Source organism: Nocardioides sp. (assembly GCF_047607365.1).
GTDB lineage: Bacteria > Actinomycetota > Actinomycetes > Propionibacteriales > Nocardioidaceae > Nocardioides.
Genome location: NZ_JASGDD010000246.1, coordinates 1 through 5,801 on the forward strand (window position 1 = coordinate 1; position 5,801 = coordinate 5,801).

General features: G+C 73.0%; 7 protein-coding genes, 1 tRNA gene and 1 other RNA gene. 6 read left to right on the forward strand and 3 right to left on the reverse strand.

Annotated elements, in window-relative coordinates; genetic code table 11:
- The 3 genes from QM572_RS19250 to QM572_RS19260 form a co-directional block, all read right to left on the reverse strand.
- The coding region (locus QM572_RS19250) for an SDR family NAD(P)-dependent oxidoreductase (protein WP_415095599.1) at positions 1-173 on the reverse strand (173 nt) is incomplete at its 3' end.
- Positions 174-182: 9 nt separating this feature from the next.
- Positions 183-551 carry a PLD nuclease N-terminal domain-containing protein gene (locus QM572_RS19255; protein ID WP_415095593.1) on the reverse strand — a complete coding sequence of 123 codons (369 nt, stop codon included), beginning with the start codon at positions 549-551 and terminating at the stop codon, positions 183-185.
- A gap of 142 nt (positions 552-693) precedes the next feature.
- A tRNA-Ser gene (locus QM572_RS19260) sits at positions 694-781 on the reverse strand.
- Between the two features lie 79 nt (positions 782-860).
- Between QM572_RS19260 and QM572_RS19265 the strand changes: the two genes are divergently transcribed.
- The 6 genes from QM572_RS19265 to QM572_RS19290 all read left to right on the forward strand — a co-directional run.
- Positions 861-2,528, forward strand: a complete 1,668-nt coding sequence (locus QM572_RS19265) for an ABC-F family ATP-binding cassette domain-containing protein (RefSeq protein WP_415095594.1) — start codon at positions 861-863, stop codon at positions 2,526-2,528.
- Positions 2,529-2,573: 45 nt separating this feature from the next.
- The gene (locus tag QM572_RS19270; RefSeq protein ID WP_415095595.1) at positions 2,574-3,056 is read left to right on the forward strand and encodes a nucleoside deaminase; all 483 of its coding nucleotides are present in this window, start codon (positions 2,574-2,576) and stop codon (positions 3,054-3,056) included.
- A gap of 63 nt (positions 3,057-3,119) precedes the next feature.
- Positions 3,120-3,210, forward strand: an RNA gene (gene ffs, locus QM572_RS19275) — signal recognition particle sRNA small type.
- Between the two features lie 108 nt (positions 3,211-3,318).
- A complete protein-coding gene (locus QM572_RS19280; protein ID WP_415095596.1) occupies positions 3,319-3,975 on the forward strand; it encodes an FMN-dependent NADH-azoreductase in 657 nt (218 codons plus the stop codon).
- 74 nt (positions 3,976-4,049) lie between these two features.
- Entirely contained in the window at positions 4,050-4,406 is a 357-nt protein-coding gene (locus QM572_RS19285; RefSeq protein ID WP_415095597.1) for a winged helix-turn-helix transcriptional regulator, read from the forward strand.
- 10 nt (positions 4,407-4,416) lie between these two features.
- Positions 4,417-5,801, forward strand: a 1,385-nt coding sequence (locus tag QM572_RS19290) for a DNA polymerase III subunit gamma and tau (RefSeq protein ID WP_415095598.1), incomplete at its 3' end; no start/stop codon positions are given.

The following is a 5,801-nucleotide window of genomic DNA, read 5'->3' on the forward strand; positions in this document are numbered from 1 at the left end:
GCCGCGACCCGCTCCAGCTCCGCGGCCCGGCGGGCGGCCAGGAGCACGATCGCGCCGCGTGCCGCGGCCTCGACGGCGACCGCCTCGCCGATGCCGGAGCTGGCGCCGGTGACCAGCACCGTCCGTCCGCGCAGGGGGCTGGAGCGGCGGGGTAGGAGCGGCAGTCGGGGCACCAGGTCAATCTACGAGTCGTCCTCGGCGGCCTTGCGCCGCTTCTGCTCCTCGTACGCTCTCCTCTGGGCCTCCGCACGCTCCCGCACCTGCCGCAGGAACGCCTCGTCGTCCTCCGGATTGGACGCGGCGAAGCGGCCCGACCGCTCGTACTCCGGGTAGCCCGGCGCCCCGCCCTGCTGCCGCGTCAGCGGCCGGCCCGCCTCCGGCCGGCCGGCGATCAGCCACGCCAGGCCGCCGACGAGCGGGAAGAAGAAGACGACGAGGATCCACGCCGTCTTGGGCAGGTTCCGCACTCGGAACTCGTCCGCGCGGATCACGTCGATGATGCAGAACAGCCACAGCAGCGTCGGCACGAGCGCCGGGATCAGGCGGATCACAGCTGGATGCTAGGCGAGGCTCGCGGCCTCTGGGAGGTATTCGCCCGAACGCCCTGACGCCGTCGCGCCGATCGCCGGGTCCTCGCCGAGATCGGGAAAGGCCCCTGACCAGCGTCTCCGCAGGTCAGAGGCCTTCTCGCGATGGCGGATCTGGGGGGATTCGAACCCCCGAGGGCGTTAACCCAACACGGATTCCAGCCGTGCGCCATAGGCCACTAGGCGACAGATCCGCAGGCGAGGCTACCGGTCGTGTACGCCGGGCGGGAAATCGCCTCGGCACGGGGAGCCGCTACCGATAGCGTGATGCGAATGAGCGCGACGCTGACGGTCAGGGGGCTGGCCGCCGGGCATGGGGCGAAGGCGCTCTTCGAGGGGCTCGACCTGGTCATCGCGCCGGGCGACGTCATCGGGCTGGTCGGGCCCAACGGCGCCGGCAAGTCCACGCTGCTGCGCACGCTCGCGGGCGAGCTGGCCGCCGAGGAGGGCGCGATCGCGCTCAGCCCGCCGACCGCGGTCGTCGGCCACCTGCCCCAGGAGACCGAGCGGCGACCGGGGGAGACGATCCGGGCGTTCCTCGCCCGGCGTACGGGAGTGGCGGAGGCGCAGCGCGCGTTCGACGCGGCGACCGAGCGGCTCGAGGCGGACCCCGACGGCTATGCCGAGGCGCTGGAGCGCTGGCTCGCCCTCGGCGGCGCCGACCTGGACGAGCGGGCCGAGGAGGTCGCCGCCGACCTCGGCCTAGCGGTCGACCTCGACCAGCCGATGACCACCCTCTCCGGCGGTCAGGCGGCCCGCGCCAACCTGGCGAGCCTGCTGCTCAGCCGCTACGACGTGCTGCTGCTCGACGAGCCCACCAACGACCTCGACCTCGACGGGCTGGAGCGGCTCGAGCGCTTCGTCGCCACGCTCCGCGCGCCGGCAGTCGTCGTGAGCCACGACCGCGAGTTCCTCGCCCGAACGGTCAACCGGGTCGTCGAGCTCGACCTGCACCAGCACGCGATCAACCTCTACGGAGGCGGTTACGACGCCTACCTCCACGAGCGCGAGGTCGCGCGGCAGCACGCCCGCGAGGCCTACGAGGAGTACGCCGACAGGCTCGGCGACCTCCGGGGCCGGATGGTGACCCAGCGCAACTGGGCGGCACAGGGCGTGCGCAACGCCCGCCGATCGATCAACAACGAGCCGGACAAGAACCTTCGCCGTTTCCGGGCCGAGTCCAGCGAGAAGCAGGCCGCCAAGGTCCGCCAGTCCGAGAAGGCGATCGAGCGCCTCGAGCGAAACGCCGTCGAGGAGCCCCGCAAGGAGTGGGAGCTGCGCATGGAGATCGCCGCGGCGCCCCGCTCGGGAGCCGTCACCGCGGCGCTCCGCCACGCCGTCGTACGCCGTGGGGAGTGGTCGCTCGGTCCGGTGGACCTGGAGATCGGCTGGGCCGAGAAGGTCGCGATCACCGGCCCCAACGGCGCCGGCAAGTCGACCCTGCTGGGCGCGCTGCTCGGCCGGGTCCCGCTCGACCAGGGCGACGCCCACCTCGGGCCCGGCGTCGTCGTGGGCGAGATCGACCAGGCCCGGGCGCTGCTCGGCGAGCGCAGCGAGGCGGCTGTCGGGCGGAGCGAGAGCGACGACCGCCTGCTCGATGCCTTCCGCGCCCACGCCGAGGAGCTCGCGCCCGAGGAGATCCGCACCCTGCTCGCGAAGTACGGCCTGCGCGGCGACCATGTCCTGCGTCCCGCCTCGACGCTCAGCCCCGGCGAGCGCACCCGCGCCGCCCTCGCGCTCCTGCAGGCGAGGGGCGTCAACCTCCTCGTGCTCGACGAGCCCACCAACCACCTCGACCTGCCCGCGATCGAGCAGCTCGAGTCGGCGCTCGACGCCTACCCCGGCACGCTGCTGCTCGTCACGCACGACCGCCGCATGCTCGACGCCGTCCACACCACGCGGCGCCTCCACGTCGTCGGCGGCAGAGTGACGGAGTCCTGAAACAGAGGTTTCGGCGCCGAAACATTCGGGTGCCATAGTCGGTTCGTGACTGAGCTGAATGACGAGACCTTCCTGAGCCGCGCGATCGACTTGGCGGTCGCGAACGTCGCCGCGGGAGGCGGTCCGTTCGGCGCGGTAATCGTGCGCACCGAGACCGGCGAGGTGGTGGCGACGGGGCAGAACCGCGTCACGCGCGACCTGGACCCGACCGCGCACGCCGAGGTGAGCGCCATCCGCGCCGCCTGCCGGGACCTGGGTGAGTTCAGTCTTGCCGGCCACACGCTCTACACCAGCTGCGAGCCCTGCCCGCTGTGCCTGGCGGCGTCGCTGTGGGCGCGCCTGGACCGCGTGGTCTACGCGGCCGATCGCGACGACGCGGCCGAGGGCGGCTTCGACGACCGCGCGTTCTACGAGCTGTTCGACAAGCCGCGCTCGGAGTGGGGCATGAGCATCGACTCCGTACGCCCGGAGAACGCGTTCGCGCCCTTCGCCGCGTGGAACGCGGACGAGGCCCGCACCGAGTACTGAGCCAGGCTGTCGGGACGTCGGCCGGTTTCCCAGACACACCCCAGCCCTGGCTACACTCGGGGCAACCCCCCGTGCGGTGGCATCTCGCCGAACCTCCCCAGGGCCGGAAGGCAGCAAGGATACGTGAGCTCTGTCAGGTGCTCGGGGGGCCTTTTCATGCCCGCTTCACGGCGGTGCGGCGCTCGCGCGCCGGTGCGGGAATGCGACTGCTCCTGTCGTGGTTGCTTCGAATAACGAAGTCTCTACTCATTCAGGAGAAACCATGTCCCTGCTCCGCATCGACTCCAGCGTCCTCGGTCCCTACTCCTCCAGCCGTGCCCTCGCCGACACCGTCGTCGCCACCTGGGCGGCCGAGCACCCCGGCGCCGCCATCGTCACCCGCGACCTCGCCGCCGACCCGATCCTCCCCACCTCGTGGATCGCCGCGGTCTCGGGCAACCAGACCCCCGCCGACCAGCGCACGCCCGAGCAGGCCGCGGGCCTCGCGCTCGCCGCCGAGCTCTACGACGAGCTCCGCTCCGCCGAGACGATCGTCGTCGCCACCGGCCTCTACAACTGGGGCGTCAACCAGCTGCTCAAGGCCTACATCGACCAGGTGATCATCGGCGGAGGCCTCGACGCGGGCGCCTTCCTCGCGGGCAAGGACGTCGCGCTCGTGGTCACGCGTGGCGGCTACTACGGCGAGGACGGGCCCAAGGCGGGCTGGGACCACGGTGTCGACTACCTCGTCCGGATCTTCGCCGAGGTCTGGGGCGCCACCGTGACCGTCGTCGAGCGCGACTTCACGCTCGTGGGCGTCAACCCGGCGCTCGACGGCTTCAAGGAGCAGGGCGAGGCGCTGAAGGCGGCCGCCGAGGCCAAGGCCGACGAGGTCGGCAAGGTGCTGGCGACGTCGTACGCCGAGCGGCTGTCGGCCTGACAACCACGCCGTGTGAGTGTCAGGCTGACCCCGAGGCCGACCTGGCACTCACACGGCGACCGGAGGAGTTCGGGATGGACGCGTGCAGTGAGTCGCCGCGGTGCGACGCGGCGCTGAGCTCGGCCTTCGCCATCCTCGGCAAGCGGTGGAACGGGATCATCCTCGGCGTCCTGGCCGAGACCGACGCCCGCTTCGCCGACCTGAGCCGCGGGCTCGGGTCGGCGATCAGCGACTCGGTCCTCTCCTCCCGGCTCGCGGAGCTCACCGAGCTCGGGCTGATCGCGCGGGAGGTGGCCGAGGGGCCGCCGGTGGCGGTGCGCTACTCGCTCACCGATGCCGGGCGCGCTCTCATCCCCGCACTGGACTCGCTCGCGGGCTGGGCGCGGGAGCACCTCGAGCCGGCCTCGGGAAAGGTCGGCGCGTCCGACTAGGGTTGCGCGGGTGGACTCGCCCCTCGCGCTCTACCGCCGCTACCGGCCGGAGACCTTCCAGGAGGTCATCGGGCAGGAGCACGTCACCGAGCCGCTGCGCGCCGCGCTGGCCAACAACCGGGTCAACCACGCCTACCTCTTCTCCGGGCCTCGCGGCTGCGGCAAGACCACCTCGGCCCGCATCCTGGCCCGCGCCCTCAACTGCGAGCGCGCGCCGATCGCGGACCCGTGCGGCGAGTGCGAGTCCTGCCGCGACCTCGCCCGCGGCGGGCCGGGCTCGATCGACGTGATCGAGATCGACGCCGCCTCCCACGGTGGCGTCGACGACGCCCGCGACCTGCGGGAGAAGGCGTTCTTCGCCCCGGTGAAGAGCCGCTACAAGGTCTACATCATCGACGAGGCCCACATGGTCTCCACCCAGGGCTTCAACGCGCTGCTCAAGCTGGTCGAGGAGCCGCCCGAGCACCTCCGCTTCATCTTCGCGACGACGGAGCCGGAGAAGGTCATCCCCACCATCCGGTCCCGCACCCATCACTACCCCTTCCGGCTGATCCCGCCACGGCTGCTCTCGGGCTACCTGTCGGAGATCTGCGACCGCGAGGGCGTGCAGGTCGAGCCGGCCGCGCTGCCGCTGATCGTCCGCGCCGGCGGGGGCTCCGCCCGCGACACGCTCTCGGTGATGGACCAGCTGCTCGGTGGCGCCGGTCCGGGGGGCGTGACCTACGACCTCGCCGCCGGCCTGCTGGGCTACACGCCCGACAGCCTGCTCGACGAGGTCGTCGACGCCTTCGCGGCCGGTGACGGCGCGGCCGTCTTCGGGGTCGTCGACAAGGTCATCGAGACGGGCCAGGACCCGCGTCGCTTCACCGAGGACCTGCTCCGCCGGCTGCGCGATCTGGTGATCGTCTCCGCGGTCCCCGGCGCGACGGCGTCCGGCCTCATCGACGTCACCGCCGACGCCGGCGAGCGGCTCGAGGCGCAGGCACGCCGCTTCGGCGCGGCCGAGCTCTCCCGTGCCGCCGACCTCGTGGCCACCGGCCTCACCGAGATGCGCGGCGCCACCGCGCCGCGGCTCCTGCTCGAGCTCATCTGCGCCCGGGTCCTGCTCCCCGGCGCCGGGGGACCGGACGGCCTGGCCGCCCGGGTCGACCGGATCGAGCGCCGGCTCGCCGTCGGTGGCGAGATCTCCGCGCCTCCCGCCGCGGCTCCGGCCCCGCCCGCCCAGGACCGGCCCGAGGGCGTCACCCCGGTGGTCGACCGAGCGCCCGCCCCGCCCGCACCCGCGCCCCCTCCCGCGGCAGAGCCCGCCGCGGCACCTGCCGGCGAACCGCCCCAGCGGGCCCCGCTCGGACCCGGTTCACCAGCAGTCGGTGAGCCGGTCGGTGAGCGCGAGCC

What these genes read in the sequence shown, in the direction of transcription:
- QM572_RS19280 (WP_415095596.1), top strand. Translation starts at nt 3,319, where the DNA reads ATGTCCCTGCTCCGCATCGACTCCAGCGTCCTCGGTCCCTACTCCTCC.
- QM572_RS19265 (WP_415095594.1), top strand. Translation starts at nt 861, where the DNA reads ATGAGCGCGACGCTGACGGTCAGGGGGCTGGCCGCCGGGCATGGGGCG.
- QM572_RS19285 (WP_415095597.1), top strand. Translation starts at nt 4,050, where the DNA reads ATGGACGCGTGCAGTGAGTCGCCGCGGTGCGACGCGGCGCTGAGCTCG.